22 protein-coding genes and 1 tRNA gene are annotated in these 25,604 nt (G+C 68.8%); 8 read left to right on the top strand and 15 right to left on the bottom strand.

The genetic code is table 11. The features are described from left to right. Positions 1-26: 26 nt before the first annotated feature. Positions 27-977: a D-2-hydroxyacid dehydrogenase gene (locus tag D8896_RS06505; RefSeq protein WP_121821284.1), complete on the top strand. Its 951-nt coding sequence runs from the start codon at positions 27-29 to the stop codon at positions 975-977. Between the two features lie 3 nt (positions 978-980). Here the strand turns inward: D8896_RS06505 and asd are convergent, their stop codons facing one another. The 7 genes from asd to D8896_RS06470 all read right to left on the bottom strand — a co-directional run bounded on the left by asd (position 981) and on the right by D8896_RS06470 (position 7,169). Beyond that, positions 981-2,015: an aspartate-semialdehyde dehydrogenase gene (asd, locus tag D8896_RS06500; protein ID WP_121821283.1), complete on the bottom strand. Its 1,035-nt coding sequence runs from the start codon at positions 2,013-2,015 to the stop codon at positions 981-983. A 138-nt stretch (positions 2,016-2,153) separates the two neighbouring features. Continuing rightward, complete coding sequence (locus D8896_RS06495; protein ID WP_121821282.1) at positions 2,154-2,345, bottom strand: 30S ribosomal protein S17e; 192 nt, start codon at positions 2,343-2,345, stop codon at positions 2,154-2,156. 24 nt (positions 2,346-2,369) lie between these two features. Further along, positions 2,370-2,960 carry a DUF447 domain-containing protein gene (locus tag D8896_RS06490; protein WP_121821281.1) on the bottom strand — a complete coding sequence of 197 codons (591 nt, stop codon included), beginning with the start codon at positions 2,958-2,960 and terminating at the stop codon, positions 2,370-2,372. Next, on the bottom strand, positions 2,957-3,790 hold the full coding sequence (locus D8896_RS06485; RefSeq protein ID WP_121821280.1) for a triphosphoribosyl-dephospho-CoA synthase: 834 nt from the start codon (positions 3,788-3,790) through the stop codon (positions 2,957-2,959). The genes D8896_RS06490 and D8896_RS06485 overlap by 4 nt, the downstream gene beginning before the upstream one ends. Before the next feature lie 26 nt (positions 3,791-3,816). Continuing rightward, on the bottom strand, positions 3,817-4,563 hold the full coding sequence (locus D8896_RS06480; protein ID WP_121821279.1) for a tRNA-dihydrouridine synthase: 747 nt from the start codon (positions 4,561-4,563) through the stop codon (positions 3,817-3,819). Further along, the gene (gene cofD / locus D8896_RS06475) at positions 4,563-5,555 is read right to left on the bottom strand and encodes a 2-phospho-L-lactate transferase (protein WP_121821278.1); all 993 of its coding nucleotides are present in this window, start codon (positions 5,553-5,555) and stop codon (positions 4,563-4,565) included. Before cofD ends, D8896_RS06480 begins: the two co-directional genes overlap by 1 nt. Positions 5,556-5,579: 24 nt before the next feature. Beyond that, entirely contained in the window at positions 5,580-7,169 is a 1,590-nt protein-coding gene (locus D8896_RS06470; protein WP_121821277.1) for a hypothetical protein, read from the bottom strand. Positions 7,170-7,272: 103 nt separating this feature from the next. On the opposite strand from D8896_RS06470, the gene ligA reads away from it, so the two are divergent. Further along, a complete protein-coding gene (gene ligA, locus D8896_RS06465) occupies positions 7,273-8,958 on the top strand; it encodes an ATP-dependent DNA ligase LigA (protein WP_121821276.1) in 1,686 nt (561 codons plus the stop codon). A 25-nt stretch (positions 8,959-8,983) separates the two neighbouring features. On the opposite strand, the gene D8896_RS19270 is transcribed toward ligA, so the two are convergent. The 3 genes from D8896_RS19270 to D8896_RS06455 form a co-directional block, all read right to left on the bottom strand. Further along, positions 8,984-9,160: a hypothetical protein gene (locus D8896_RS19270; RefSeq protein ID WP_162991483.1), complete on the bottom strand. Its 177-nt coding sequence runs from the start codon at positions 9,158-9,160 to the stop codon at positions 8,984-8,986. A 73-nt stretch (positions 9,161-9,233) separates the two neighbouring features. Then, positions 9,234-10,325 (bottom strand): DNA topoisomerase IV subunit A, encoded by a 1,092-nt coding sequence (locus D8896_RS06460; protein ID WP_121821275.1) that lies wholly within the window; start codon positions 10,323-10,325, stop codon positions 9,234-9,236. Then, positions 10,315-12,753, bottom strand: a complete 2,439-nt coding sequence (locus tag D8896_RS06455; protein WP_121821274.1) for a DNA topoisomerase VI subunit B — start codon at positions 12,751-12,753, stop codon at positions 10,315-10,317. Before D8896_RS06455 ends, D8896_RS06460 begins: the two co-directional genes overlap by 11 nt. A gap of 187 nt (positions 12,754-12,940) precedes the next feature. Here D8896_RS06455 and gyrB point away from each other — a divergent pair, with 187 nt between their 5' ends. Both gyrB and gyrA read left to right on the top strand, forming a co-directional pair. Beyond that, positions 12,941-14,854: a DNA topoisomerase (ATP-hydrolyzing) subunit B gene (gene gyrB / locus D8896_RS06450; protein ID WP_121821273.1), complete on the top strand. Its 1,914-nt coding sequence runs from the start codon at positions 12,941-12,943 to the stop codon at positions 14,852-14,854. A gap of 190 nt (positions 14,855-15,044) precedes the next feature. Further along, on the top strand, positions 15,045-17,498 hold the full coding sequence (gene gyrA, locus D8896_RS06445; RefSeq protein WP_121821272.1) for a DNA gyrase subunit A: 2,454 nt from the start codon (positions 15,045-15,047) through the stop codon (positions 17,496-17,498). A 151-nt stretch (positions 17,499-17,649) separates the two neighbouring features. Here gyrA and rocF read toward each other — a convergent pair whose 3' ends face one another. Together rocF and D8896_RS06435 are read right to left on the bottom strand one after the other, a co-directional pair. After that, complete coding sequence (gene rocF, locus D8896_RS06440; RefSeq protein WP_121821271.1) at positions 17,650-18,570, bottom strand: arginase; 921 nt, start codon at positions 18,568-18,570, stop codon at positions 17,650-17,652. A 39-nt stretch (positions 18,571-18,609) separates the two neighbouring features. After that, entirely contained in the window at positions 18,610-19,521 is a 912-nt protein-coding gene (locus D8896_RS06435; RefSeq protein WP_121821270.1) for an NAD-dependent epimerase/dehydratase family protein, read from the bottom strand. Positions 19,522-19,750: 229 nt separating this feature from the next. On the opposite strand from D8896_RS06435, the gene D8896_RS06430 reads away from it, so the two are divergent. Both D8896_RS06430 and D8896_RS06425 read left to right on the top strand, forming a co-directional pair. Continuing rightward, the gene (locus D8896_RS06430) at positions 19,751-20,284 is read left to right on the top strand and encodes an Rrf2 family transcriptional regulator (RefSeq protein WP_121821269.1); all 534 of its coding nucleotides are present in this window, start codon (positions 19,751-19,753) and stop codon (positions 20,282-20,284) included. A 128-nt stretch (positions 20,285-20,412) separates the two neighbouring features. Then, positions 20,413-21,567, top strand: a complete 1,155-nt coding sequence (locus D8896_RS06425) for an NAD(P)/FAD-dependent oxidoreductase (protein ID WP_121821268.1) — start codon at positions 20,413-20,415, stop codon at positions 21,565-21,567. Positions 21,568-21,813: 246 nt separating this feature from the next. Here the strand turns inward: D8896_RS06425 and D8896_RS06420 are convergent, their stop codons facing one another. After that, the gene (locus D8896_RS06420; protein WP_121821267.1) at positions 21,814-22,635 is read right to left on the bottom strand and encodes a nucleoside phosphorylase; all 822 of its coding nucleotides are present in this window, start codon (positions 22,633-22,635) and stop codon (positions 21,814-21,816) included. A gap of 114 nt (positions 22,636-22,749) precedes the next feature. Between D8896_RS06420 and gfo6 the strand changes: the two genes are divergently transcribed. Together gfo6 and D8896_RS06410 are read left to right on the top strand one after the other, a co-directional pair. Then, entirely contained in the window at positions 22,750-23,826 is a 1,077-nt protein-coding gene (gene gfo6, locus D8896_RS06415; RefSeq protein ID WP_121821266.1) for a D-xylose 1-dehydrogenase Gfo6, read from the top strand. A gap of 83 nt (positions 23,827-23,909) precedes the next feature. Continuing rightward, complete coding sequence (locus tag D8896_RS06410) at positions 23,910-24,428, top strand: CNNM domain-containing protein (RefSeq protein WP_121821265.1); 519 nt, start codon at positions 23,910-23,912, stop codon at positions 24,426-24,428. Between the two features lie 228 nt (positions 24,429-24,656). On the opposite strand, the gene D8896_RS06405 is transcribed toward D8896_RS06410, so the two are convergent. Beyond that, positions 24,657-24,727: transfer RNA gene (locus D8896_RS06405), tRNA-Gly, on the bottom strand. Between the two features lie 217 nt (positions 24,728-24,944). Further along, positions 24,945-25,589: a class I SAM-dependent methyltransferase gene (locus D8896_RS06400; protein ID WP_121821264.1), complete on the bottom strand. Its 645-nt coding sequence runs from the start codon at positions 25,587-25,589 to the stop codon at positions 24,945-24,947. Positions 25,590-25,604 lie beyond the last annotated feature (15 nt).

The following is a 25,604-nucleotide window of genomic DNA, read 5'->3' as shown; positions in this document are numbered from 1 at the left end:
AGCGGCTCCCCCCGGTGGTCCCGATCATGAGCGACACACCCGAGGTGCTCGTGTTGCGGAAGGGAACACACGGCGCGCCCGTCGAGCAGTACGCCGACGCGATCCGGGAACGGCTCCCCGGGGGGAGCGTGACGCTGGCCCGCACCCCCGACGCGGAGCGCGACCTGATCGCCGACGCGCGCTACGTCACGGGGATGGAACTGGACGAGGCCCTGCTCGACCGCGCGACCGAGATGGAGGTGTTCGCCTGCGCCTACGCCGGCACGGGCCACCTCCCGATGGACGCCCTGAACGAGCGCGGCGTGGCCGTCACGAACGCCTCGGGCGTTCACGGCCCGAACATCGGCGAGCACGTCCTCGGTGCGATCCTCTCGTTCGCCCGGCGGTTCCACGAGGGCCGCCGCCGGCAGGAGCGCCGCGAGTGGCGACATTACCGGGCGCACGAACTGCAGGGCAGCACCGTCGGCGTGGTCGGCCTCGGCGCGATCGGTCGCGCGGTCGTCGACCGCCTCGAACCGTTCGGCGTCGACACGGTCGGCGTCCGGTACTCCCCGGAAAAAGGCGGCCCGACCGACGAGGTCGTCAGCTTCGACGAGGTCGGCGAAGTCGTCGCCGAGACCGAGTACCTCGTGCTCGCCTGCCCGCTCACCGACGAAACCGAGGGGCTGATCGGAGCTGAGGAGTTCGTCACGATGCCGCCCGAGGCAGTCCTCGTCAACGTCGCGCGCGGCCCGGTCGTCGACACGGACGCGCTGGTCGACGCGCTCCGGAGCAACTGGATCCGCGGCGCGGCGCTGGACGTAACCGACCCCGAGCCGCTGCCGGAGGACCACCCGCTCTGGAACCTCGGAAACGTGCAGATCACGCCGCACAACGCCGGCCACACGCCCGAGTATTACGAGCGCCTGGCCGACATCGTCGCCGGCAACGCCGAGCGGTTCGCCGCCGGCGAGGAACTGGCGAACCGGGTGAACTGACGCTTATAAGTAGCCCTGATCGAGCAGCAGTTCCCCGTTCAGCACGCTCGCGCCGGCCGCGCCGCGGATGGTGTTGTGGGCGAGACAGTCGTACTGGAGGCCGTCGGTCGTCGACTGGACGGGGCCGACCGCGATCCCCTGGCCGCCCTCGATGTTGCGGTCGAGGCGCGGCTGGGGGCGGTTCGGGTCCTCGAACACGCGGATGAGGCTGTCGGGCGAGGAGTGCAGGTCGAGACCGGGCGCGTCGCGGAACGCATCCTCGGCGGCGTCGGGCGTCACGTCCTCGCTGGTCTCGGCCCAGACGTTTTCGAGGTGGCCGTCGAGCGTCGGAACCCGGTTGCAGGACGCGGACACGTCGGCGTCGTGCCACGACAGCGCCGCGCCGTCGAACTCGCCGAGCAGCTTGCGCGATTCGGTCTCCATCTTCTCCTCCTCGCCGCCGATGTGCGGGAGGACGTTGTCGATGATCTCCATGGAGCTGACGCCGTCGTAGCCCGCGCCGGAGACGGCCTGCAGGGTCGACACCTGCACGCGCTCCAGCCCGAACTGGTCGAGGACCGCGAGCGTCGGCACCATCGTGATCGTCGAGCAGTTGGGGTTCTTGATGAGCGCGCCGTCCCAGCCGCGCTCGTCGCGCTGGACCTCGATGAGGTCGAGGTGGTCGTGGTTGACCTCCGGGATGACGAGCGGCACGTCGTCGGCCAGCCGCGCGTTCGAGGAGTTCGACGAGACGACGTAGCCGGCCTCGGCGAAGTCGGGTTCGACGGCCTCGCCGACGCTGGAGGGGAGCGAGGAGAAGAGCAGATCCACATCGTCGGGGACTTCGTCGGGGTCGGTCGCGTGGACGGTGCTGTCGGCAACCCCTTCGGGGATGGGGCTGTCGACGCGCCACTTCGCCGCCTCGCGGTACTGTCGTCCCGCGGAGTCCTCGCTTGCGGTGAGCGCTGCGATCTCGAAGTCGGGATGCGGGTCGAGCAGCTGGATGAGTCGCTGGCCGACCGCACCGGTCGCGCCAAGCACGCCTACTCGTACGGACATTGCCCTACCTTCGGCAACGGCGACGCAAAACGGTTTGGATGGGACCACCTTTTGCAGGCGATCCGGTCAGATCGGAGAGAGAAGCCGGGACGGAGCCGCAGCTCCCCGGAACGTGAACGCGGCGAGAACTCGGGTTCGTTACGCTTCCGCGGACGCGCCCTGCTTGCGCGTGACGTAGCCGGCGATGCGGTTCCGGACGCCCTTGGCCTCGATGTTCGTGAGTGCCGTGACGCTCTCCTTGTTCTGCTCGAAGTCCGCGCTGAACGCCTCCGGGTATCGCTCCAGGAGCACGTTCCCGGTCTTCTTGACGTAGTCGGGTTTGATCGGCATACACCGTTCTTGCCCGGTCCGGCCCTAAAATGATTCGTTCTGCGATTTCCACCCGGTGAGCTCCGTCAGGCGCTCAAACGCCGCCAGTTCGCGCTCGCCGCCGCAGGTTTCGACGATTCCTTCGAAGTACGAGAGCCGGTCGAGCAGTGTGCCGGTGTCGTAGGCCGCCACGTCGAGCCGGGAGGCCGCGACCGTCGCCTCGACGACGGCGTAGTAGCCGCGGTTCGTCGTCGGCACCACCTCGCGCTCGACGCCGGAATCGACGGGACGCAGTTCCCAGCGCTCCCAGCGCGTCCCGCCGTCCTCGCCGGCGTCGACCCGGTCAGCGTCGACCTCGATCCAGGCATCGGCCGCATCGAGCACCGGCTCCGCGGTCTCGTGGATCGAGAGCGCAGCCTCGACGAACAACAGAGGATCCCGCGTGAACTGGACGTAGCCGCCGCCCTGTCGGTCGAAGTTCCGGCGGGTCCGGGTGTTGCCCCACGTCGTCGCCGTGACGGGGTCGCCCGCGTGCAGGCCGAGCGCCGCCGCGTTCCACAGGTCGTTCGGCCCGAGGGTCGTGACGACGGATTCGGTGACGCCGTCGAGGTCGACCGGCCAGTCCGCACCGCTCACACGTCGACACCGTCCCGTTCGAGCGCGACGAACAGCGCCGCCGCCACGATGTCGGCCGTCGTTCCGGGATTCACGTTCGACTCGACCAGCGAGTCGGCGAAGGCGGCGACGAGGTCCGGACCGCCCTCCCGGGCCTCCTGTGCCCGGACCATGACGCTCCGGGCCGCCTCGGTCCCGTGTTGCTTGGCGACGAACGTGTCGGGCTGCCGCGACAGCAGCCAGAGGAACGTGTCGGCCGCCCGGGCGGGGACCGGGCCGTCACCCGCGGCGATGCGGTCCGCGGCACGGAACGTGCGCTCGAAGCCGCCGACCCACTCCCGGGCGACGCCGTCGCGGTCGGCGCTCTCGGCCATCACGTCGTACAGCGTCAGGCCCCGCTCGCGGACATCGGGGACCGCGTCGCTCCCCCGACGCACGTCCAGCGCCTCGGCGTCCGCGGGTAGCTTACCCGCGTCCACGTCGACGTGGTCGAACGCGCGGTAGAAGCCGGCGGCGTCGTCGACCGTCGTGTTCTCCGTGACCGCGGTCGCTCCCTCGGGCGTGAGGTCGTCGGCCGCCTGAACGAGCGGAACGAGCAGGAGCAACGCGCCGAACTGCGTGTTGCCGCCGCGCTGGTCGCTCATCCCCTCGACGGCGCGCTCGAACGCCTCGCCGACCGGCGCGCCGTCGGCCGCCATGTCGAGACCGTCGCGCGCGCCGACCGCGCCCGCGAGGAAGTGTTCGAACCGGAGGTCAGGGTACTCCCGCTCTCGGTCGACGTTCCCCGGCTTGGGGGTCCCGGCGACTTCGAGCAGGAGCGCGAGTTCCGCGTTCTGCGCCGGCGTTTTCATGGGGGGATCCTTTCGCGCGGTGCCACTTATGCGTGGGCGTCGACGGCGAGCTCGTCGACCGCCCGACGGACCCGCGCGAGCACGTCGGGGTCGTCGCTCGGCCGGCCCACGCTCACCGCGTCCGCGCCGTACTCGAAGTACTCCGCGACGCTCTCGCGCCCCCGGACGCCGTTGTTGGCGATCACGAACGCGTCCGCCCGGTCGACCACGTCCGCGACGACCGCCTCGGAGTCCATCGCGTCGACGTGGACGGCGTCGGCCCCCGCCTCGGCGACCCGCCGGGCGGTCGCCGGCAGGTCGACGCCGGGCACCTCCGTGCGGACCTTCACGCTCACCGGCGCGCCCGTCCCGGCGGCGGCGCGGACGTACTCGCAGAGGCGCTCCGTATCGCGCAGGAGCGTTTGCCCGCAGCCCGCGGCGCAGAGCTCCGCCTGCCGGCAGTGGGCGTTGACTTCGAGGACCGCGCCGTGGTCGGCACAGATCCGCGCGGCGTCCCGGACCGGGTCGACCGTCGCGCTCCGAACGTTGATCCCGGCACGTATCGGTTCGCCGTCGAGTGCGGCAAGCTGGTCGTCGACGAACACGAATGGGTCGGCCGGCAGGAACTCGGTCCGGTCCCGGTCGGCGACCATCTCGCGGGCGGCCTCGCGGGACGCCTCGTCTATCGCGATCCCGCCGAGAAAGGCCGCGCCCGCGTACGCCCGGGCCGCCAGCGCCCAGTCGGCGTCGGCCTCGCCGCTGAGGCTGGCGAGCGCGACCCGGGGGCGGAACACTACGTCGCCACCTCCAGCACCTTCGCCGCGGCTTCCGCGACGCGGGCGGCGTCGTCGGGGCCGGTTATCTCCGTGTCGGTCCGGACGACCGGCTCCGAGAACTCGGTGTCGTCGTCCTCGTCCAGCACGAACGCGTCGGCGAAGGGGTAGGCCGTCTTCAGCCCCGCCGTCGACGCCTCGCCGCCGACCGCTTCCATGAGTTTCCCGGCCGGGCCGGAGAACACCTCGTCCTCGACGAACGGCGAGACCGCGACGACGGTGGTCTCCTGAAGCGCCTCGCCGATGCCGTCGATCGAAAGCATCGGGCCGATGCTCGTGACGGGGTTCGACGGGCCGATCACCACGTCGTCCTCAAGGGCCTCTAACACGCCCGGGGCCGGCTCGGCCTCGGACGCCCCGCGGAACTCCACCTGCTCGACCGTCGGCTCGCCGCGGTTGGCGACCCAGAACTCCTGGAAATGCTGTTTCCCATTGGGCGTGTGGATCAGGCTCGCCACGGGGTCGTCGCTCATCGGGAGCAGGTCGACGGCGAGGTCGAACCCGTCGACGAAGCGGTCCGTCACCTCCGAGAGGGTGTGTCCCTCGTCGATGAGGCTCGTTCGCGTGATGTGGATCGCCCGGTCGCGGTCGCCGATCGTCATGAACTCGCCGACGCCGGAGAAGCGCCGCCACGCGGCGAGCGGCCGCCCCGCCGTCTGTCGGCTGTCCGGGAGGTACTGCGGCCCGGTGTTCAGGTCCAGCGCCGCGGCGATGTCGCCGAGGCCGTCGTGCGTTCGCTCGGTGTCGCCGTCGATCCCCCACCAGGTGTCCCGGTCGAGCAGCCCCGCACCCTGGAATATCAGGGTGTCCAGGTCCGGACAGACCAGCAGTCCCCCGAGTTCCACGTCGTCGCCGGTGTTGGCGACGACCGTGGTGTCAGCGGGCGAGAACGCGGCCGCCGCGCCGTCCAGGAGCTTCGGCGTCCCGGTCCCGCCGGAGAGAAACGTCACCATGGTTCGGGTATCTCAGCCCCCTCCCTAATCGCTTCCGGCTAGCCGGCTGTCGTCGACCCAGTCCGCGAAGCTCCCCTCGATCAGGGTGTCGCGCTGGCGGTCGACGTACTCCCGTTGCATGCCGTGGACCGCCTCCTCGAACGTGGCCCCGTCGTACAGCCGTTGCCGAACTTGCTCGTGTTTCCAGCCGGCCGGCGTCAGCCGGTGGCGCGCCCGCTGGCGCAGGGGCCAGAGGTACTTCGCCGCCTCCTCGTCGGAGAGCCCCCGTGCCTGCAGTCCCGCCTCGGCGTGGTCGAACAGGTCGGCGTAGACGGCCTCGAAGTCGCTCGTCTCCTGGCCGTCGTTCGGGATCCAGCGCAGGTCGGCGTCCAGCCCGTCGCGCATGGCGGCGTAGAAGTTATCACGGGCCGTCTCCCAGTCCAGTTCCGCGACGGGATGTTCCAGCCGCGGCAGGCTCTCCATCAGCCCCGCGAAGGCGGCGAGCACGGCGACGGAGTCACGGACGGTCGGCTGGGCGGGGACGGGGCGGAACTCGATCCGGGCGTTGGCCGACGAGCGGTCCGGGCCGCCGAACACCGGCCTGACCCACCGCCAGAACGTGCCGTGTTTCAGCCGGAAGTGGGCGAACCTGTCGTCGAAGCGGTCGCCCTCCTCGACGGGCATCGGGACGAGCGTGTCGTCCTCGGCGATCCGGCGGACGGCGTCCTCGACGCTGTCGATGTCCCGCGGGAACCGCACCTTGCCGGCGGTGTCGTGCTCGGCGTTCAGCACCGTCTCGAACACGCTGATCCGGTTTTCCATCCACGCGTCCGAGAGGATCGTCTCGGGGTCGGCGTCGTCGTCGTACAGGTCCGGCGGGAAGAAGGGGGAGTTGACGCCGAGCGCGAGCAGCGGCCCGGCGACCCGGAGCGCGTACCGGAAGTAGTCCGGCAGGTCGACCGCCTGCGGCACCTGGTAGTGGGGCTGGATCGACGTGATGAGGCTCTCGGGCATCACGGTGTCGGCGTCCAGCGTGACGTGTGGCGCGTTGACGTGCATCCCGGCCGCGGTCGCGCGCTCCGTGTTCGCCATCGCGTGGTACCGCACCGAGTCGCTCATGTTCGAGGCGATCCGGACGCCCCGGTCCTCGACGCTGTCGGTGAGGTACGACGACGCCGTCTCGCCCTCCGGCGGGATGGTCCACATGCCGTCGCTGACCAGCCGCATCCCCTCCGCCTTGGTGGTGTCGAGCGCCGTCGACAGCCGGGCTTTCACCTCCGCCTCCTGTGCCGCCAGCCCGTGAGCGTTCATCGGCTGGGGGCTGACGGTCATCTCGGCGTTGTGCAGCCCCAGTTCCTTCTCGAAGCCGATGAGCTCCAGCAGGCGTCGCGGTACCCGCTTCAGCGTGGGCATGTCACCGGCGTCCTCGGCACCGCCGGCCTTCCTGGCGTCCGGCCGCGGCTCCGAGACCGCGTAGAACTCGTACTCCAGCCCGAGGATCGCCTGCGGGTTGTCGAAGGTCCCGTCCCGCAGCTCGTCGACGATCACCTCGGCCTCGGACTCCACGCGGTCCTGGAACTCCGCCGCGTCGATGTCGAGCACGTCGTCGACTGCCCCGGCGAGGTCGTCGGTCATACGCCCCCGTGAGCGTGCGACCGTCTTCAAACCCGTGGCTCGTCCCGATCGGCCTCGTCGCCATCCGGACCGTTTAATTCCCCGCCCGCGCTACCGGGCGGTGATGGAGTTCGAGGAGTTCGCCGACCGCGCGGCGGCGATCGAGGCCGAGACGGCCGACCTGGAGATAGTCGACCGCCTCACCGACCTGCTCCGCGCCGCGGACGACGACCTGCCGACCGTCGCCCGGTTCGTGCAGGGTCGCGTCTTCCCCGCGTGGGACTCGACGACGCTCGACATCGGGCCGAACTACTGCTACGAGGCGATCGCCCGGGCGGCGGGGCAGAACGTCTCCGCCGACGACGTGGAGGACCGCCTCGCCGACCGCGGCGAGATCGGCGAGGTGGCCGCCAGCTACGAGTTCGGGGGCCAGCGCGGTCTCGGCGCGTTCGCCGGCGGGGCGGGCGACGACGGCCTGACGGTCGGCGAGGTGGCCGACGAACTGGCGACGCTGGCCGCGACCGAGGGGGAGGGGAGCCAGGACGCGAAGATCGACCTCCTCTTCGGCCTGTTCAACCGCTGTTCCCCGGACGAAGCGCGCTACCTCGCGCGGATCGTTCTCTCGGAGATGCGGATCGGCGTCGGCGAGGGGGCCGTCCGGGACGCGACCGCCGAGGCCTTCGACGTGCCCGTCGACGCCGTCGAACGCGCGCTTCAGGTGTCGAACGACTACGGCGAAGTGGCCGCCGTCGCCCGCGACGAGGGGGTCGAGGGGCTGGACGCGATGCGCCTGGAGGTCGGCCGCCCGGTCCAGTCGATGCTCGCCCAGACCGGCACCGTGAGCGGCGCGCTGGACGACTGGGACGCCGCCGCCGTCGAGTGGAAGTACGACGGCGCGCGGGTCGCCCTCCACCACGACCCGGCCGGCGACACCCGCGTCTTCTCCCGGAACATGGAGGACGTGACCGACGCGCTCCCGGAGGTGGTCGAGTTCGCCGCGGAGCGCATCGACGACCCCGTCATCCTCGACGGCGAGGTGGTCGCGGTCGACGACGACGGCGATCCACTTCCGTTTCAGGAGGTCCTGCGGCGCTTCCGCCGGAAACACGACGTTGCCGCCGCCCGCGAGGAAGTGGCGGTCCGGCCCGTGTTCTTCGACTGCCTCCACCACGCCGGCGACGACCTGCTCGACGCGCCGCTCTCCGAGCGCCACGAGCGGCTGGAGGCGGTCCTGCCGGACGGCGAGGGGCTGTCGACGCTGTGGATCAGCGACGACCCGGACGAGATAGCCGCCATCGAGGCCGACTCGCTTGACGCCGGCCACGAGGGGATCATGCTCAAGAACCCCGACTCGCCGTACTCCCCGGGCCGCCGGGGGAAGCACTGGCGGAAGCGCAAACCCGACGTTGAGACGCTGGATCTTGTCGTCACCGGCGCGGAGTGGGGCGAGGGCCGCCGCGCGAATCACCTTGGGACCTTCCTGCTCTCGGCGCGGGCCGGGGACGCGTCCGGGCAGGAGTCGGGCGACGGCTACGAGACGCTCGGCAAGGTCGCGACCGGGATCACCGACGAGGAACTCGCGGATCTGACCGACCTGCTCGAACCCCACATCCTTGCGGAGGACGGGCAGGAAGTGGAGATCGACCCCGCGGTCGTCTTCGAGGTCGGCTACGAGGAGATCCAGAAATCGCCGACGTACTCCTCGGGGTACGCGCTCCGGTTCCCCCGGTTCCTCGCGGTGCGTGACGACGTGGACCCCGACGACGCCGACACGCTGGAGCGCGTCGAACGGCTGGCCGACGAGCAGTGAGGACGGGGGGACCGCGCGATCACCTTCAGCCGTGCTGGTGGGGGTACTGCGACTCCTCGACGAAGTCGGTCTCGCCGCACGCGCTACACCTTGTGGGCGGGTCGTACTGGTGGCCGCCGTCCGTGTGCTCGACGACGCCGACGCTGACGACCAGACAGTTCGTGCAGACGTACCGCTCGGGTTTCTCCGGAGAGTGTGCCATACCGTATCGTACGGCAGGAAGCAGTTTATGCGCCGTGGACCGCCGGCTGATAGGTCGGAGCAGCTAGCCGTCGCTAGAGCACGCCCATCTCACCGAGCCGTTCGGGGAGGTAGGTTTCGGTGACGAAGTCCAGCCCGCGCGACGCGAGCGCCTGCTGCTCCGCCTTCTTGTCGATCTCGAGCTGGAGCTCGATCTGCTCCTTCCAGTAGTCGGTCTGGAAGCGCGGGTCCTCCAGTTCCGACTCCAGGGCGTTCATGTCGGAGTCGCTGAGCGGGTCCGTCGGAAGGTCGTACTCCACGATGTCGGCGGGCTGGATGCCGATGAACTGGGCCTCCGGCGTGGCGAGGTACTCCGAGAGGTGCGCGCTCTTGATCGACCCGTAGGAGACCGACCCGAAGATGCGGTACGACCACGGGTCGCCGTCAGTGAACACCGTGACCGGCAGCTCCAGTTCGTCGTGCAGTCGCTTGATGAGCCGCCGGGTCGCCCGGGCGGGCTGGCCGCCGAGGTGGACGACGAGGGCGTCGTGCTCGTCGTCGAAGCCGTTCTCGACCAGCCGGTCGCGCATGCCGCCGGTCTCCACGGCGAGGACGAACGCCGCGTCGTTGTCGAGGAACTCGATGGTGTCCGGGTTGTTCGGGATCTGGTAGCCGCCCTGGCCCACGTCCTTCTGACAGTGGATCTCCCGGTCGCCGCGGTTCGTCTGCTCCCGCAGGAGCAGCGGCCCCATCACCTTCGCGCCGGACTCCTCCGGGCGCATGTGGAAGTCCTCGCGTTTGACCTCCGAGACGATCTCCAGGTCCTCGATGAGCTGGTTCGACTCGTCCTGACTGTTGAACTGCGCCTCCTCGGTCTCCCACGACTCGGAGAGGTAGTACAGCTCACGCAGGGTCGACGAGCGGTCCTCGTCCAGCTGGTCGGCGAGGAAGTCGATGGTGTAGATCGCCTTCAGCAGCTTGCGCGCCCCGCGGACGCTGTTGGCCGACCGGGTGCTCTGCCGGTCGCCGTACACCCAGACGTTCTTCTCCTCGTCGTACTCGATGTTGCTCTTGGTCCGGGTGGGCAGCGTCATCTCCGGCACGTCGCCCTCCTCGAACTGGTCGTAGAACTCGGCGGCGAGTTCGATCAACTCCTCCCGTGCGTCGGCGTCGGTGTCAGTGCTCATCGTTGATGGTCAGCTTCTCGGTCTCGACCCCCTCGACGTCGAGGTCGAACGTTGCCTCGTCGGCCGTCTCGTAGGCGAGCGTGGCGTCCTCGCCGCTTGCCACGTCGACGGACCACTTGACGAACCACTCGCCGTCCATCTCGACGACGGTGGCGTCGTCGGGCAGCGAGGCGGGTTCGGCGGTGACGATGTCGGTCAGCTCCAGCGACTCGTTCGTGCCGGAGTGGTTCTCGACGGTCACCCGTACCTCGCGGCCGTCGCCGTTCGCCTTCACCTCCCGGCCGACGCGCACGTTGTTCATGATCCGGGCCATCGCGTCGTCGATGTCCGGCTCCTCGTTGTCGGTGACGGCGGCGACCTTCTCGGCCATCTCCGGCAGGATGGTCGCGAGCACGTCCTGTTTCTTTCGGCGCTTCTCCATCGAGCGGCGCTTCTTCAGGTAGCTCTTCAGGTCGCGGGCCGCCTCGCGGATCGCGAGTTCGATCTCGTCCTCGATCTCCGGGATGTTGGCGATGGCGTCCTTCGACTCGCTGGTGAAGGGGACGTTCGTCGAGGCGACGTGGACCATGATCACCGCGGGCCCGTTCGGGATGCCGGAGCCGCCCGGCTGGTCGAGGTTGTAGTTCCGCCAGCCGATGTCTTTCACCACGTCCGTCGTGGCGCACGCGCCGCGCTGGTACACAAGCGGCACGCGGTTGGCGAAGCGCATCACCTGGGCCTTGCCGTCCTCGGGCAGTTCGCCGCCGTAGGCGATGCCGGCCTCGACGATGAACGGGTCGCCGCCGGTCACGTCGGCGTCCCGGGTCGAGGCGGCGTAGAAGTCGGCGTCGAACTCCTTTTTCAGCCCCGCCTCGACGAGTTCGTCGGTGATCGGCGCGAGGCAGTTCGTCGGCGGCGCGATGATGTCCGTCTCGCGCATCGCCTCCAGCAGGTCGCTGGCGGCGTCGCGGTCGTCGGCGAGTTCCCGGACCTTCGGCACGTCGTCGGGGACGGTGGCCATCCGCGACCAGACCGCCTCGACGACGTTCTCGCGGGCGGTGTCGCCGATCGACGCGTCCTCGCGGTCGGCGGTGCGGTCGGCCGCCCAGTCGACGTACTCGACCAGTTCGTCGTGTGTCAGCCGGTCCCGGTCGTCCTCGTGGTTCCGGAACCGGTTGGCCAGTCGCGAGGCGAGCGCCTCGACCGTGGCGTCGTCCTTCCGGGTGCTCGTCGCGTCGTCGATCAGCCCGTAGAGGTCGGCCTTGCGGCGGCCCTCCGGTACGTCCGCGTCCTCGTCGACGCCGAGGATCGCGTCCCACGCGGCCGCGGCGGCGTTGTCCTGCACCGTCGCGCCGAACGTCGCACCGAAGCCGTCGCCGACTTCCTCGGCGGCCTCGCGCACGGCGTCGACGACCTGGTGGTGGGCGACGCTGTCGTGGTCGTCGATGCGATCCTCGACGGCCTCGGCGAACGCATCGGTCGCGTCCGCGCCCTTGTTCGCGGTAGCGTCGGCGACCGCGGCGGCGATGTCCTCGTCCTCGTGGTCGCGGGGCGGCTCCCACGCCATCTCGCGCCCGAAGTGGCGGTCGCGGAGGTTGTCGAGGACGCCGTCGGCCGTCTTCTTCCCGACGCGGGTGAACTCCTCCTGCAGGAACCCCGAGACGGAGTGTGAACTGGTCGCCTCCAGCATCTTCAGGACGGTGCCGAGTTCGACGCCGTGGGGGTGCGGGCGGATCTCCTCGGTCTCGTCGGGGAGCTGGTCGGTCGCGCGCTCGAACTTGAACTGCTCCTGCGGTTCGCGGAGTTCGAGGCGGGCGTGGGGGTTGACGACCGCCGTGTGCTTGATGTAGTCGTGGAGCTGCTGGCGGGCGCGCATGTTCGCCTCCATCTCCAGTTCGATGCGGGTGCCGTGCGGGCGGTCCCAGGAGGTGGTCTCCGCGACGCTTATCTCCGGTTCGTTCTCGTCGGTGTCGATGATCAGTTCGAAGTACTCGGCCTCCGTCGCGCCCTGCGTCCGGCTCGTGATCTTCGCGGGTTTGCCGCTGGTGAGCTGGGAGTAGAGGACGGCCGCGGAGATCCCGATACCCTGCTGCCCGCGGGACTGCTCTCGCTTGTGGAACCGGGAGCCGTACAGCAGTTTCCCGAACACTTTGGGGAGCTGTTCCTTCGTGATCCCCGGCCCGTTGTCCTCGACGACCAGCTTGTAGTAGTCGCCGACCTCCTCTATCTCCACGTAGATGTCGGGAAGGACGCCCGCCTCCTCAGCGGCGTCCAAGGCGTTGTCGACCGCTTCCTTCACGGCGGTTACCAGCCCTCGGGCACCGCTGTCGAACCCGAGCATGTGCTTGTTCTTCTCGAAGAACTCGGCGATGGAGATCTGCCGTTGGCTCTCGGCCAACTCCTCGGCGATCCCCTCGTCCTCGCCGAGCGTCGACTGGAACGAGGTCATTCTGTGCCCCCACTTAGTCGGGGCGGGGTTAAAACCTGTGTGCTACCGCGGTGAAAGTGAAGGCGGGCGGCGGTGTTCGGACGAGTCCGGCCGGCCAACGGTGTCGTGTCATGCCGGCGAAATCACGCACGCGCGAGCGCGTACGTGACCTTTATTACCCCCGGAGGCTTAGCCGCAAACAGATTTTATGAGCGAGGAGACAGAGTACGGCGCTGGGCAGATACAGGTACTGGAGGGCCTTCAGGCCGTCCAGAAGCGCCCGGCGATGTACATCGGTTCTACGGATTCTCGCGGGTTGCATCATCTCGTCTACGAAGTGGTCGACAACTCGATAGACGAGGCGCTGGCCGGACACTGCGACGAGATCACCGTCACGATCCACGAGGACGACTCGGTCAGCATCCACGACGACGGCCGCGGCATCCCCGTCGACACCCACGAGGAACACGACAGGCCCGCCCTCGAAGTGATCATGACGGTCCTCCACGCGGGCGGGAAGTTCGACAACAAGTCCTATCAGGTGTCGGGCGGTCTCCACGGCGTCGGCGTCAGCGTCGTCAACGCCCTCTCGAAGTGGCTCGAAGTCGAGGTCAAGCGCGACGGCGCGGTGTGGAAACAGCGCTTCGACCACGGCGAACCCGAGTACGAACTGGAGCGCGTCCGGGACATGGAGCCCGACGAGGACACGGGCACCACGATCCGGTTCTGGCCGGACGACGACATCTTCGAGCACACCGACTTCACCTACTCCACGCTTGAAAGTCGCCTGCGCGAACTCGCCTTCCTCAACTCCGGCGTCGCGATCACGCTGCAGGACGAGCGCGACGGGAGCGGCGAGACGTTCCGTTACGAGGGCGGGATCCGGGAGTTCGTCCACTACCTGAACGAGACCCGCTCCCCGCTCCACGAGGACGTGATCTACTTCGACGACGAGGAGGAGGGGATCCAGGTCGAGATGGCGATGCAGGCGACCGACGAACTGCAGGGCTCGCTGCACGCCTTCGCCAACAACATCAACACCCGCGAGGGCGGCACCCATCTCACCGGGTTCAAAACCGCACTCACGCGGATCGTCAACGACTACGCGAGCGACAACGGCCTGCTCGGCGACTTAGACGAGAATCTCAAGGGCGAGGACATCCGCGAGGGGCTGACGGCCGTGATCTCGATCAAACACCCCGACCCACAGTTCGAGGGCCAGACGAAGACGAAGCTCGGCAACAGCGAGGTCCGGGGCATCGTCGAGAGCGCGATGCACGACGGCCTCGGGACGTACTTCGAGGAACACCCCGACACCGCCGAGGCCGTCGTCTCCAAGGCCGTCGAGGCCGCGAAGGCCCGCAAGGCCGCACAGAAGGCCGAGGAGCTGACCCGCCGGAAGAGCGCGCTCGAATCCACCGCCTTGCCCGGGAAGCTGGCCGACTGCCAGACCAAGGAGCCGAGCGACTCCGAACTGTTCATCGTCGAGGGCGACTCCGCGGGCGGCAGCGCGAAGCAGGGCCGCGACCCGGAGATTCAGGCGATCCTCCCGCTCGGCGGGAAGATCCTGAACGTCGAGAAACACCGGCTCGACCGGATCCTCGAAAACGACGAGATACGGAACATGATCACCGCCGTCGGGACGGGGATCGGCGACGAGTTCGACATCGAGGACGCCCGCTACGAGAAGATCATCATGATGACCGACGCGGACGTCGACGGGGCGCACATCCGGACGCTCCTGCTGACGCTGTTCTACCGGCACATGAAGCCGCTGCTGGAGGCGGGCTACGTGTACGCCGCCCAGCCGCCCCTCTATCGCGTCCGCTACCGCGGGAACACGTACGACGCGATGACCGAGGCCGAACGCGACCGGATCATCGAGGAGGAGTGCGACGGCAACCCGACCCAGGTCCAGCGGTTCAAGGGGCTGGGCGAGATGAACCCCCAGCAGCTCTGGGACACGACGATGAACCCGGAGAACCGGGTCCTGAAGCAGATCACCATCGAGGACGCCGCCGCCGCGGACAAGATGTTCTCCGTGCTGATGGGCGACGCCGTCGAGCCGCGAAAGCAGTTCATCAAGGAACACTCGCCGGAAGCCGAGTGGGTGGACATATGACGACCTTTTTCGCGCTCGGGTGTCCTCGCCCGCCACAGGCGGGCTGCGGGCACCGCTCACGCCAAAAAGCTCCACCGGAAGAGCTTCGCTCTCCCGAGCCTCGGCTCGCGTCGCTCGCCGAGAGGCCAAAAAAGCCGCTCGCGCCGACCGGCGCTCGCGGATCTAATACGACGGCTAACGAGGTGAACACATGAGTTCCGACGCACCCGATCCGACCGACGTGGACGCCGACGCCGCGCGCGTCGACCGCGTCCGCATCGAGGACGAGATGGAGCAGAGCTACATCGACTACGCGATGAGCGTCATCGCCGGCCGCGCGCTGCCGGACGTGCGCGACGGTCTCAAGCCCGTCCACCGCCGCATCCTCTACGCGATGCACGAGATGGGCGTCTCCAGCGGCTCCTCGCACCGCAAGTCCTCGTCCGTAGTGGGCGAGACGATGGGTGACTACCACCCGCACGGCGACGGGCCCATCTACGACACGCTGACACGGATGGCCCAGGACTTCTCGATGCGCTACCCGCTGGTCGACGGCCAGGGGAACTTCGGCTCGATGGACGGCGACCCCGCGGCCGCCATGCGGTACACGGAGGCCCGGATGAGCCCCATCTCCGAGGAACTGCTCGAAGACATCGAGAAGGACACCGTCGACTTCCAGTCCAACTACGACGACCGCCTGCAGGAGCCGGAGGTCCTCCCCTCGGCGTTCCCGAACCTGCTGGTCAACGGCTCTTCGGGCATCGCAGTGGGGATGTCGACGAACATCCCGCCGCACAATCTGCGCGAGGTGATCGACGCGACGATCCACCTCATCGACGACCCCGACTGCGACGTGGACGACCTGATGGAGCACGTCAAGGGGCCGGACTTCCCGACCGGCGCGAACATCGTCGGCCGCGACGCCATCTACTCCGCGTACTCGACCGGCCGGGGACGGATCCGCGTCCGCGCCGAGTTCGAGGTCGAGGACGACGAGCGGATCGTCATCACGGAGGTCCCCTACCAGGCGAACAAGGCGCGGATGGTCGAGCGCATCGCCGAGGACGTCAACGAGGGGAAGATCGAGGGCGTCCGCGACCTGCGCGACGAGTCCGACCGGGACGGCGTCCGCGTCGTCGTCGAACTCAAGCGCGGCGCGAACGCCGAGGTCGTCAAGAACCAGCTGCTGGAGAACCACCTCGAAACGACGTTCGGCGTCATCAACCTCGCGCTGGTCGACGGCCAGCCGAAGGTGCTGACGCTGAAGGAGACCCTTGAGGAGTACGTCGCCCACCGCAAGGAGGTCGTCCGCCGCCGCAGCGAGTACGACCTCGCGGAGGCGGAGGACCGCGCGCACATCCTCGAAGGCCGCCTCACCGCGCTCGAAAACGCCGAGGACGTGGTCGAACTGATCCGCGACGCCGCCGACCGCGACGCCGCCAAGGACGCGCTGATCGAGGCGTACGACTTCTCGCAGGACCAGGCCGACCATATCGTCCGGATGCAGCTGGGCAGCCTCACCTCGATGGAGGCCGCGGAGATAGAGGAGGAGTACGAGGCGGTCCAGGAGCGCATCGAGCGCCTGGAGACCATCCTCGGCGACGAGGACGAACTCCTCGCGGTCATCAAGGACGAACTGCGCGAGATCAAAGAGGAGTACGGCGACGAGCGCAAGACGAGCATCGTCGAGGACGAGGGCACCGTCACCCACGAGGACCTCATCCCCGAGGAGGACGTGGTCGTCGTCGTCACCGAGGACGACTACGTCAAGCGGATGCCCCTCGACCGGTTCGAGGCGCAGAACCGCGGCGGCAAGGGGATCATCGGCGTCGACGTGAAGGAGGGCGACCGCGTCTCGAAGGTGTTCCGGGCCAACACCCACGACTACCTGCTGTGTTTCACCAACCACGGGCAGGTGTACCGCCTGAAGACCTACGAGATCCCGGAGATGAGCCGCACCGCGCGCGGCAAGTCCGCGGTCAACCTCATCGACTTCGACGACGGCGAGGAGATCACCGCCGTCGTCGCCACCGACGAGTTCACCGACGACGAGTGCGTGACGACGGTCACCCGCGACGGCTACATCAAGCGCACCGCCGCGACCGAGTTCGAGAACGTCCTCTCGACGGGGATCATCGCCGCAGACCTGGAGGACGGGGACGAACTGGTCGACGTGGCGGTCACCGACGGCGAGCGCGACCTCGTCGTCGCCACGCGCGACGGGATGACGATCCGGTTCGACGAGAGCGAGGTCCGCGAGATGGGCCGCAACGCCCGCGGCGTCGGCGCGATCAAACTGGAGGGCGACGACGAAGTGGCCGGCCTCGTGGCGACCGACGAGGGCGACGACCGCGCGCTGCTCACCGTCACCGAAAACGGGTTCGGCAAGCGAACCCAGCTTGCGGAGTACAGCACCCAGTCACGCTACGGCAAGGGTCTGATCGACATCAAGACCGGCGACCGGAACGGCCGCGTCGTCTCGGTCAAATCTGTCGGGCCGGCCGACGGGCTGGTCGCGATGAGCGAACAGGGCCAGATCATGCGAACTCGGGCGAACGACGTCACCTCCGTCAGCCGGAACACGATGGGGGTCACCGTGATGGACCTGGCGGACGGCGACACCGTCGCCAGCGTCGACGTGCTGCCGGAACCCGACGGCGAGTAGCGCCGTCGCTCCGTCGGTTGTCACTCGCTGTTTTCACTGAACCCGATAACACCGTCGCTCGGGAGTCGAACGTCCGTAGAACCCCGCCGCGGTCCTCCTCACTACGAACCCTTGTTGCGAGAAGCACTTAAAGGCCTGTCGGGCCGCGCGCTCACAGCACCCGCCGTCCGAAGGCGCTGGCGGCGAGTTCCACGGCGAGTCGGGCCGTCTCGTTCTGCTCGTCGAGGATGGGGTTCACTTCGACGGCCTCCATCGACCGGAGGACGCCGTTGCGCTCGTCGCGTAGGGCGACCGCCTCCATCGCGGCGTGGGCCTCGCGGTAGGTGACGCCGCCCCGGACGGGCGTCCCGACGCCGGGTGCCTCGTTGGGGTCGAGCCAGTCCAGATCGAGGCTGACGTGGATGCCGTCGGTGCCGTCGGTGGCCACGTCCAGCGCGTCCTCGACGACGGGCGTGATGCCGCGCTCGTCGATGTCCGACATCGTGAATGCAGCCACGTCGCTCTCCCGGATAACCTCCTTCTCGGGGTCGTCGAGGCTCCGGAGGCCGACGAGGGCGACGTTCTCCTCTGCGAGTCCGGGCGCGTTCGCCCACTCGGTCGCGCCGATCTCCCCTCGGCCGAGCGCGGCGGCCAGCGGCATCCCGTGGACGTTGCCGCTGGGCGTCGTCGCAGGCGTGTTCAGGTCAGCGTGGGCGTCGAACCAGACGGCCCCGAGCGAGGCGTCACGGGTGGCACCGCCGAGAGAGCCCATCGCGATGGAGTGGTCGCCGCCGAGCACGAGCGGCGTCTCACCGTCCGCGATCGCGCCGGCGGTCTCGTCGCGCAGGCGACGACACACACCCTCGATCTCGCGGAGGAACTTCGCGTCGCCGGTCGCCGGGGTCTCCCGGTCGGGATCGCGCTCCTCCGGCCGCGGGGCCGGAACGTCGCCCCCGTCCACGCAGTCCACGCCGGCGCTCTCGATGGCCTCGGCCAGTCCGGCGTACCGGATCGCCGACGGTCCCATGTCGACGCCGCGTCGGTTCGCCCCGTAGTCGGCGGGGACGCCGACGACTCTGACGGTGTCGGTCATGCCCGGGGCTCCGCCGTCGCGGCGATTAAATCCGGTGATTTACTGGTACGGTTCGCAGACCCGCCGAACGCCGTCCTCGAAGTCGACCGTCGGCTCCCAGCCCGTCGCCTCGCGGAGCTTCGAGGCGTCGGCTCGCTGCTGGTGATTGTAGTTTTTCAGCTGGATCGGCTCGTACTCCGGTTCGACATCCGTGCCGAGCGCATCGTTGATCAGGTCGACCACCTCGTTGAACGAGTAGTGGTCCCCCGTCCCGACGTTGTACGCGCCGGTCAGGCGTTCCTCGGCGGCCCGAACCAGCGCGCTGACCACGTCGGAGACGTGGACGAAATCCCGCGTCTGCGTGCCGTCGCCCCACAGGACCGGCGGTTCGCCCCGGGCCACCTTGTCGGCGAACTGCGAGACGGTGTTGGCGAACTCGCCTTTGTGCTCCTCCGCGCCGCCGTACCCCTGATACACCGAGAAGAAGCGCATCCCGGCGACGGTCAGGTCGTCGTAGAACTCGTTGTAGTACTCCATGTACCGCTCGCGGCCCAGCATCGACGCCTCGTAGCCGGTGTCGGCGACGACGTCCTCGTCCTCACTGGAGGGCAGGTCGTCGTCGTAGATGGAGGACGTAGAGGCGTACACGACGGTGTCACAGCCGTCGGCGCGGGCCTGCTCGACGACGTTGACGAACCCCTCGACGTTGACGCGTGCGCCGCGCTGGGGGTCGTCCTCCAGCATCGCCCGCGAGGAGAGCGCGGCGAAGTGAAACACGGCGTCGACGTCGGTCGGCAGGTCGTCGTCCAGCACGCTGGCCTCGTGGAACTCGACGTCGTCGTCGAGGTTCTCGGGCGTGCCGAGATAGAGGTCGTCGACGACGACCACGTCGTTGTCCGCCGCAAGGTGGTTGGCGAGGTTCGAGCCGATGAACCCCGCGCCGCCGGTTACGAGGACGCGTTGCCCGTGCATGGCTGCAACGCCACGACCGACCGACAAATGGCTATCGCTTCCCGGAGGGGCTGAAAAAGTTCGTATGTCAGTTGTTCTATTTTTCCCGCAGTCGCCGATCGATCGGGAGACCGATCCCGCCGCCCTCCTGACATCAACAGGCTTACGGCTCCGAGCGACCGACGGTTCGACGTCGCTAAATCCTAGCTTCACCGTCGGATTTAAGGAAATCTATTACGAAGGTTTTCCCATGTCATCGATCGAACTGACGCCCAGTCAGAAAACAATTCTCAACGCGCTTATCAATCTCCACCGGGAGACCGAAGACGCGGTCAAGGGCGAGGACATCGCCGACGAGGTCGACCGGAATCCGGGGACGATCCGCAACCAGATGCAGAGCCTGAAAGCACTCCAGCTCGTCGAGGGCGTTCCGGGACCGAAGGGTGGGTACAAGCCGACCGCGACCGCCTACGAGGCGCTGGAGATCCAGCAGATGGACGAGCCGGCCGCCGTCCCGCTCCAGCACGAGGGCGAGAACGTGACCGACGCCAACGTCGAGGAGATCGACCTGAGCAGCGTCCACCACCCCGAACTCTGTCGCGCCGAGATCCACCTGCAGGGGTCCGTCCGCGACTTCCACGAGGGCGACTCGGTCACCGTCGGCCCGACGCCGCTCTCGAAGCTCCAGATCAAGGGCGAGGTGGACGGCAAGGACGACACCAGCAACATCCTCATCCTCCGGATCGAGGAGATGCGGGCACCCGCGGGCGAACCGGAGCACTGACTGCGGTTTCGTTTTCGACTCAAGTCGGGCAGGCCGCCGTCCGATCGTGAGACGGCGTATCGTGCTACCACGAACCACGCGGTGTGGCTTTCAAAGCCTTTGTATCGCAGGGTTCCCCAGTTCGAGCCATGACAGCCAAGGTTGTCGTTCTCGGCGCGGGGTACGCCGGTGCAGGCGCGGTCAAGCAGCTCGAAGACGAACTCGGCAACTCGGCGGAGCTGACGTGGGTGGCCGACAACGACTACCACCTCGTCCTCCACGAGTCACACCGCTGCATCCGGGACCCGACGGTTCAGGAGAAGATCACCATTCCGGTCGACGAGATCAAGTCCCCGACGACCCGCTTCGTCGAGGGTGAGGTCGTGGACTTGGACGTCGACGAACGAACGGTCGAACTGGCCGACGGCGACGAGATCGACTACGATTACGTCCTCGTCGCGCTCGGCAGCCAGACCGCCTACTACGGCATCGAGGGGATGGCGGAGAACGCGCTCACGCTGAAGAGCCTCGACGACGCCCTCGAGATCCACGAGGAAGTCAAGGCCGCCGCCCGGGACGCCACCCGGAACGACCCCGCGCAGGTCGTCGTCGGCGGTGCCGGCCTCTCGGGCATCCAGAGCGCCGGCGAGATAGCGGAGTTCCGCGACGAGCACCAGGCCCCCATCGACATCTACCTCGTCGAAGCCCTCGAAGAGATCTTCCCGGGCAACGACCCCGAGGTCCAGGGCGCGCTCCGGAAGCGGCTTCAGGACGCCGACATCGAGATCCTCACCGACGACCCCATCGTCGAGGCCGGCGAGGACGCCATCTACTTCGACGAGGGCGAGCCCCTGGAGTACGACACCTTCCTCTGGACCGGCGGCATCACCGGCCGCGACGCGCTCGACGGCGCGGACGTAGAGAAGGAGCACAACCGCGTCAACGCCGAGGCCACCTTCGAGACAAGCGACGACCGGGTGTTCGCCCTCGGCGACTCCGCCATCGTCGAGCAGAACGACCAGCCCGCGCCGCCGACGGCCCAGGCCGCCTGGCAGGCCGCCGAGGTCGCCGGCGAGAACGTCGCCCGTGCGGTTGACGACCGGCCGCTGAAAACCTGGACCCACAAGGACAAGGGGACGGTCATCTCCGTCGGCGACGAGGCCGTCGCCCACGACGTGATGATGCTCCCGTTCAACACCTTCGGCTCCCTCCCCGCCGAGACGCTGAAGAAGGCCATCGCCGCCCGCTGGATCGCCGACGTGTCGTCGTACGGCCGCGCGCTGAAGGCGTGGCCCGATCTCTAGACGAACTTTTTCCCGGTCGGGTCGCCTTCGGCGACCGCTCCCGGGAAAAACTTCGATGAAAAAGGCCGCGAGCGCCGCCGGCGCTCGCGGTGAAACGGCAGCAAAGCCGCCGTATGCTGGTGTGTAGGGAACCCCGCTCGCTCCGCTCGCGCGGATGCTTGTCGGGTCTCGCCTGCCGCTGACCGCCTGCCCTCCCCCGTATCGGACCACGCTCCGCTACCCGGAGCGGGTCCTCCCGGCCCGTCGTCAGTCCAGGCTCAGCCCGGCGTGCCACTCGTCGACGCCGGCCTCGGCCTTCTTCGCGTCCATCTTCGCCAGCAGTTTGACCGCGAGCGACGCGGTCTCCGCGGCGCGGCTCTCGCCCTCCGTGCGGAACTCGCCGGTCTCGCGGTTCGCGTAGACGGAACAGACCGCGCCGGCGCGCAGGCCGTACAGGTTCGCGAGCGTGATGATGGAACTGGCCTCCATCTCGATGTTCGTTACGTTTGCCTCCTTGAGGTTCTCGACCAGTTCGTCGCTGCCGGCGGCCTCGAACCCGTCGAAGCCGGGGCGGCCCTGGCCGGCGTAGAAGCTGTCGGTGCTGGTCGTGATCCCGGTGTGGTAGTCGTGGCCCAGCCGTTCGGCGGCGGCGACCAGCGCCGAGACGACCTCGTGGTTCGCGCTGGCGGGGTAGTCCTCCCGGACGTACTCGTCTGTGGTCCCCTCCTGTCGCACCGCGCCGGTGGTGATGATCAGGTCGCCGACCTCTGCCTCCGGCTTGATCGACCCGCAGGAGCCGACGCGGATGTACGTGTCGACGCCGACGCGGGCCAGTTCCTCGACGGCGATGGCCGCCGAGGGCGAGCCGATCCCCGTCGATGTGACGCTGATCGGCGCGCCCTCGTACGTCCCAGTCGCGGTGCGGTACTCGCGGTGATGGGCGCGCTCCTCGTGGTCGTCCCACAGCGCCGTGATCTTGTCGACGCGCTCGGGGTTGCCGGGCAACAGGACGGCGTCCGCCACGTCCTCGGGACCGACCTCCAGGTGGTACTGTACCTCGTCGTTCGGGTCCTCGCTGTCTCCGGGCATACCCGCGGGTTGGCAGGCGGCGGATAAATACCCCGGTGACACGGCACGATCGGGATCCGACATCTCGCGTGGGAACGAACAACGCATTAGCCGCTGGCGGCGGTACGTCGAGGGATGGACTCCGGAACGTACTTCGGTGAGTTCAACCGCCGCGACTGGCGGACCGCGAGCGAGGGCACCGTCCGGATCGCGGTCGTCGGTCTCGGCGGCTTCGCCCGCAACCGCGCGCTCCCGGCGATCCGCGACAGCGACTTCTGCGAGGCGACGGTGCTGGTCAGCGGGTCGCCCGACAAGGCCGCGTCGCTCGCGGACGAGTTCGGGACCGAGCGCACCGTCTCCTACGACGCGTTCCGCGAGGGGGAGGCGGCCGACCGCTACGACGCGGCGTACGTGTCGACGCCGCCCGCGTTTCACGACGAGTACGCCGTCGCCGCGGCCGACCTCGGTAAGCACGTCCTCTGCGAGAAGCCCCTCGCCGCGACCGTCGCGGACGCCGAGCGGATGGTCGACGCCTGTGCCGACGCGGGCGTGGTGCTCATGACCGCCTACCGGCTCCGGACCGAGCCGGCGATCCGCCGGATGCGCGAGGCGATCCGGGACGGCGCTATCGGCGACCCCGTCCAGATCCACGCGGGTTTTTCCTCGCGCCTGCTCGACAACGCCGGCCCCGAGTCCTGGCGGCTCGACCCCGACGTCGCGGGCGGCGGCGCGCTGATGGACCTGGGCGTCTACCCGCTGAACACCAGCCGGTTCCTGCTCGACGCCGACCCGGTCGCCGTCAGCGCCGAGACGCAGAGTTCGGGCGCGCCGTTCGACCGCGTCGAGGAACACGCCGCGCTCCTGCTGACCTTCCCCGACGGCGTCACGGCGTCCTGTACCGCCAGCTTCGGCGGCCACCACGACAGCCGCCTCCAAGTGCTCGGGACCGAGGGCCAGGTGATCGTCCACTCGCCCTTCGGCGGCCACGCCACCGAGGGCGTCGTCCTCGCCCGCGGCGAGGCCCGGACCAGCTACGCCGGCCGCCCGGTCGACGAGGTGTGCGAGGAGTTCGACTACTTCGCCGACTGCGTGCTGGACGGCGGGACCTGCGAGTCCGACGGCGAGGAGGGGTACGCCGACCTCCGGATCATCGACCGGGCCTACGAGGCCGCCGAAATCGGAGAACGCGTGGCGGTCCATGCGTCCCGGTAGCCTGCCCTGCGTCGCGGTCGTGCCGATCGAGCACGCGCCGTCTTCCGGGGGGTTTCATGGACGGCCTGTCCGAACGACGCTCCATGATCAGTCCAGTCGTCGTGGGTGGCGGAGTCGTCGCGGTCCTCGGCCTCCTCGCGTTGAGCGCGTTCTTCTCCAGTTCCGAGACGGCGATCTTCTCGCTCCCGCCCGAGTGGGTCGAGCGGGAGTCAGCGAGCGACGACCAGCGCGCGCACGTGCTGCGGGAGCTGTACGACGACCCGCACCGCCTTCTGGTGACGCTGCTCGTCGGCAACAACATCGTGAACGTCGCCATCTCCAGCATCGTGACGGTTCTCATCGCCAACTATCTCCCGCCAGGGCAGGCGATCGTGGCGACCACCGTCGTCACCAGCACTCTCGTCCTGATCTTCGGCGAGATCGTGCCGAAGGCGTTCGGCCTCGGCAACGCGCAACGCTGGGCGCTCGCGGTCGCGTCGCCGGTGCGGTTCGTGGAGCGAGCGCTCTCGCCGGCCATCACGCTGTTCGACGCCGTCACCCGCCGGATGAACGCGGTCCTCACGGTCGACCCCGAGATAGAGAAACCGTACACCGAGCGGTGAGTTCGGGGCGGGAAGCCGGCCGCTCAAACGTGTCTCACGTCCGTTCCTCGCAGAAATGCGCCGACCGGGACTCCCGCGAGCAACGCGAGCGGGAGGTCGGTCGGCAAACGACCGTAGGGAGTGCGCCGACCGGGATTTGAACTCGATGGCGAGACCTCACTTCGTTCGGTCTCGCGTAGTTCAAATCCCGCCGGCGATTTCGCTCGTCACGTCCGTTCCTCGCAGAAATGCGCCGACCGGGATTTGAACCCGGGCCATGAGCTTGGAAGGCTCAGGTCCTGCCACTAGACCATCGGCGCTCATTCACTGCGTTCATTCGCCCCGACCCCGACCTCGCTACGCTCGGTCGGACATCGGCGCAGGTCGCTCACTTCGTTCGCTCGTGCCCCGTGGCTCGCAAACCCTCCGGGTTTGCTCACCATCGGCGCTCACTCGCGCAGCGGTTCGGCGGATACCGTCCACCAGTCCGGCGCTCACGAATCGCTAACTCGTCCTGCAATAAGGGCGTTGTCCTTTTCAGTCGGCCGCGGGCTCGACGGCGGCGTAGCAGTTGCCGCTGGAAACGAACGCCTTCCTGACGGTCAGGTCGCTGTCGCCCAGATCCGCCTCGAACTCGGCGGGCGAGTACACGTGGTAGAACCGCGGGACCGTCTCGCCGCCCGGCAGCGTCCAGTCGACGGTCGTGTCGAACCCCTCGTCGGCGTCGAAGCGGTCGTGGGCGGTGCTCCAGACGGAGACGAGCGCGACGCCGTCCGGCGCGAGGACGCGGGCGAGCTCGTCGAGGCTGGCGACGCGGGCCTCGCGGGTCGGGAGGTGGTGGAGCGTGGCGACGTAGACCGCGACGGCGACGGCGTCGGTCGCCAGCGGGAGCGCGGCGGCGTCGCACTGCAGGAGGTCGACCGCGAACCCGCGTTCGGCGGCGCGGTCGCGGGCGGTTTCCAGCAGCCCGCTGCTCACGTCCGCGCCGACGACGCGGTCCGCGCGCTCGGCGAGAAGTTCGGCATGACGGCCGTTGCCACAGCCCAGGTCGAGCGCGACGCCGCCCGCCGGGGCGTCGGCGAGGAACGATTCGACCTCCGGCCAGGGGTACTCGCGGGTCTGCGCGAAGTGGCCGGCGATGCGGTCGTAGGTGTCCCGAACCGCGGCGGGGCGGCGGTCCATAGCGGTCGTTCGGGC

It is taken from the genome of Halostella salina, assembly GCF_003675855.1.
In the GTDB taxonomy this organism is placed as follows: Archaea; Halobacteriota; Halobacteria; order Halobacteriales; family Natronoarchaeaceae; genus Halostella; species Halostella salina.
This window is presented reverse-complemented; position numbering and strand designations above follow the sequence as displayed.

Excerpts from the sequence above, each read along its gene's own strand:
- rocF (WP_121821271.1), bottom strand. The coding sequence starts at position 18,570 with ATGACCGACACCGTCAGAGTCGTCGGCGTCCCCGCCGACTACGGGGCG.
- ligA (WP_121821276.1), top strand. The coding sequence starts at position 7,273 with ATGGAGTTCGAGGAGTTCGCCGACCGCGCGGCGGCGATCGAGGCCGAG.
- gyrB (WP_121821273.1), top strand. The coding sequence starts at position 12,941 with ATGAGCGAGGAGACAGAGTACGGCGCTGGGCAGATACAGGTACTGGAG.
- gfo6 (WP_121821266.1), top strand. The coding sequence starts at position 22,750 with ATGGACTCCGGAACGTACTTCGGTGAGTTCAACCGCCGCGACTGGCGG.
- D8896_RS06470 (WP_121821277.1), bottom strand. The coding sequence starts at position 7,169 with ATGACCGACGACCTCGCCGGGGCAGTCGACGACGTGCTCGACATCGAC.
- D8896_RS19270 (WP_162991483.1), bottom strand. The coding sequence starts at position 9,160 with ATGGCACACTCTCCGGAGAAACCCGAGCGGTACGTCTGCACGAACTGT.
- cofD (WP_121821278.1), bottom strand. The coding sequence starts at position 5,555 with ATGGTGACGTTTCTCTCCGGCGGGACCGGGACGCCGAAGCTCCTGGAC.
- D8896_RS06430 (WP_121821269.1), top strand. The coding sequence starts at position 19,751 with ATGTCATCGATCGAACTGACGCCCAGTCAGAAAACAATTCTCAACGCG.
- D8896_RS06425 (WP_121821268.1), top strand. The coding sequence starts at position 20,413 with ATGACAGCCAAGGTTGTCGTTCTCGGCGCGGGGTACGCCGGTGCAGGC.
- D8896_RS06460 (WP_121821275.1), bottom strand. The coding sequence starts at position 10,325 with ATGAGCACTGACACCGACGCCGACGCACGGGAGGAGTTGATCGAACTC.
- D8896_RS06410 (WP_121821265.1), top strand. The coding sequence starts at position 23,910 with ATGATCAGTCCAGTCGTCGTGGGTGGCGGAGTCGTCGCGGTCCTCGGC.
- D8896_RS06505 (WP_121821284.1), top strand. The coding sequence starts at position 27 with ATGAGCGACACACCCGAGGTGCTCGTGTTGCGGAAGGGAACACACGGC.
- gyrA (WP_121821272.1), top strand. The coding sequence starts at position 15,045 with ATGAGTTCCGACGCACCCGATCCGACCGACGTGGACGCCGACGCCGCG.
- D8896_RS06435 (WP_121821270.1), bottom strand. The coding sequence starts at position 19,521 with ATGCACGGGCAACGCGTCCTCGTAACCGGCGGCGCGGGGTTCATCGGC.
- asd (WP_121821283.1), bottom strand. The coding sequence starts at position 2,015 with ATGTCCGTACGAGTAGGCGTGCTTGGCGCGACCGGTGCGGTCGGCCAG.
- D8896_RS06495 (WP_121821282.1), bottom strand. The coding sequence starts at position 2,345 with ATGCCGATCAAACCCGACTACGTCAAGAAGACCGGGAACGTGCTCCTG.
- D8896_RS06455 (WP_121821274.1), bottom strand. The coding sequence starts at position 12,753 with ATGACCTCGTTCCAGTCGACGCTCGGCGAGGACGAGGGGATCGCCGAG.
- D8896_RS06485 (WP_121821280.1), bottom strand. The coding sequence starts at position 3,790 with ATGAAAACGCCGGCGCAGAACGCGGAACTCGCGCTCCTGCTCGAAGTC.
- D8896_RS06420 (WP_121821267.1), bottom strand. The coding sequence starts at position 22,635 with ATGCCCGGAGACAGCGAGGACCCGAACGACGAGGTACAGTACCACCTG.
- D8896_RS06400 (WP_121821264.1), bottom strand. The coding sequence starts at position 25,589 with ATGGACCGCCGCCCCGCCGCGGTTCGGGACACCTACGACCGCATCGCC.